This is a genomic window from Asanoa sp. NPDC050611, assembly GCF_040654855.1.
Taxonomy (GTDB): domain Bacteria; phylum Actinomycetota; class Actinomycetes; order Mycobacteriales; family Micromonosporaceae; genus Asanoa.
In genome coordinates, this window is record NZ_JBFAIU010000612.1 from 1 (window position 1) to 2,233 (window position 2,233).

Annotated in this window: 3 protein-coding genes; all 3 read left to right on the forward strand. The window is 71.1% G+C overall.

The genetic code is table 11. The features are described from left to right. A partial coding sequence (whiA, locus tag AB0H87_RS40925; RefSeq protein ID WP_360158980.1) for a DNA-binding protein WhiA occupies window positions 1-730 on the forward strand: 730 nt, incomplete at its 5' end. A gap of 146 nt (window positions 731-876) precedes the next feature. Beyond that, entirely contained in the window at window positions 877-1,881 is a 1,005-nt protein-coding gene (gene gap, locus AB0H87_RS40930; protein WP_360158986.1) for a type I glyceraldehyde-3-phosphate dehydrogenase, read from the forward strand. Window positions 1,882-1,886: 5 nt separating this feature from the next. Next, a partial coding sequence (gene pgk / locus AB0H87_RS40935) for a phosphoglycerate kinase (RefSeq protein WP_360158983.1) occupies window positions 1,887-2,233 on the forward strand: 347 nt, incomplete at its 3' end.

Consider the following 2,233-nt stretch of genomic DNA (forward strand, 5'->3'; position numbering starts at 1 on the left):
GGTCGCGCTCAGCGGCGCCGCCGGCCCGAGCCTGTTCGCGCTCGCCTGGGCACTGCCGTACCTACCGACCGCGCTGCTGGCCCGCGGGCTGCCCCAGCACGTGGTCTCCGGCAACGTGTGCTGCTCGGTGGCGGCCTGGCGGGGCGCGTTCATGGCGCACGGCTCGCTGACCGAGCCCGGCCGCTCCAGCGCCCTGGAGATCACCTGCCCGGGCCCCGAGTCGGCGCTGGCCCTGGTCGGCGCGGCCCGCCGGATCGGCATCACCGCCAAGGCCCGCGAGGTCCGCGGCGTCGACCGGGTCGTCGTCAAGGACGGCGACGCGATCTCCGCGCTGCTCACCCGGATCGGCGCGCACAGCAGCGTGCTGGCCTGGGAGGAGCGCCGGGTCCGCCGCGAGGTCCGGGCCACCGCCAACCGGCTGGCCAACTTCGACGACGCCAACCTGCGCCGCTCGGCGCGCGCGGCGGTGGCCGCCGCGGCCCGGGTCACCCGCGCGCTGGAGATCCTCGCCGACGACGCGCCGCAGCACCTGACCTCGGCCGGGCGGCTGCGCCTCGACCACCGCCAGGCCTCCCTGGAGGAGCTGGGCGCCCTGGCCGACCCGCCGCTGACCAAGGACGCGATCGCGGGCCGGATCCGGCGCCTGCTGGCGCTGGCCGACAAGCGGGCACGCGATCTGGGCATTCCGGACACCGAGGCGGCTGTGACGCCCGACATGCTGGTGGTCTGAGAAGCGCCCTGCCGAGCAGTTCAAGAGGGGCCTCAGATAGGGTCGTCAGGTACGGCGACGGGGCCGGCAACCGGTTCTAACACCGGCCGGCGTACGCGGACGGAACCGCGGCCGCCGGCTATCTCATCATCGAGGAGATGAAACCTGTGACCATCCGGGTTGGCATCAACGGTTTCGGCCGCATCGGCCGCAACTTCTTCCGGGCCGTCCTCGCCTCTGGGGCGGACATCCAGCTGGTCGGCGCCAACGACCTCACCGACAACGCCACCCTGGCCCACCTGCTCAAGTACGACTCGATCCTGGGCCGGCTGCCCTACGAGGTGAAGGCGACCTCCGACGAGATCTCGGTCGGCAGCCAGACGTTCAAGGTGTTCGCCGAGCGCGACCCGGGCAAGCTGCCCTGGGGCGACCTGGGTGCCGACGTCGTGATCGAGTCGACCGGCCTGTTCACCGATGCCACCAAGGCACGGGCGCACGTCGACGGCGGTGCGAAGAAGGTCATCATCTCCGCGCCGGCCAAGCACGAGGACGTGACGGTCGTCATGGGTGTCAACGACAGCCAGTACGACCCGGCCAAGCACACGATCATCTCGAACGCCTCCTGCACCACCAACTGCCTCGCCCCGATGGCCAAGGTGCTGCACGACACGTTCACGATCCAGCACGGCCTGATGACCACGATCCACGCGTACACGCAGGACCAGAACCTGCAGGACGGCCCGCACAAGGACCTGCGCCGGGCCCGCGCGGCGGCGCTCAACATCGTGCCGACCTCGACCGGTGCCGCCAAGGCCATCGGCCTCGTGCTGCCGGAGCTCAAGGGCAAGCTCGACGGTTACGCGCTGCGCGTGCCGATCCCGACCGGCTCGGCCACCGACCTCACCGTCAACGTGGGCCGCGAGACCTCCGTCGAAGAGGTCAACAACGCGATGAAGGAAGCCGCCGCGGGTGCGCTCAACGGCTACCTGACCTACACCGAGGACGAGATCGTCTCCAGCGACATCGTCACCGACCCGGCGTCGTGCATCTTCGACTCGGGCCTGACCAAGGTCATCGGCAACCAGGTCAAGGTCGTCGGCTGGTACGACAACGAGTGGGGCTACTCGAACCGCCTGGTGGACCTGGTCAAGCTCGTCGGGACCTCGCTCTGACGATCATGAAGACGCTTGACGATCTCCTCGCGGAGGGAGTCGCGGGTCGGCGCGTCCTGGTGCGCGCCGACCTGAACGTCCCCTTCGAGAAGGACAAGCCCGGCGTGATCGCCGACGACGGCCGCATCCGGGCGGTCCTGCCGACCATCGAGGCGCTGCGCGACGCGGGCGCCGCCGTGGTCGTGATGTCGCACCTGGGCCGCCCGAAGGGCGCGCCCGACCCGAAGTACACGCTGGCGCCGGTCGCGCAGCGGTTCGGCGAGCTGCTGACCGCGGACGGGGCGCACTACCCGTTGACCCCGGCCGAGCTCGCCTCCGCCCTCGGCGACTTCGTCACGGAGTACGGCGCGGC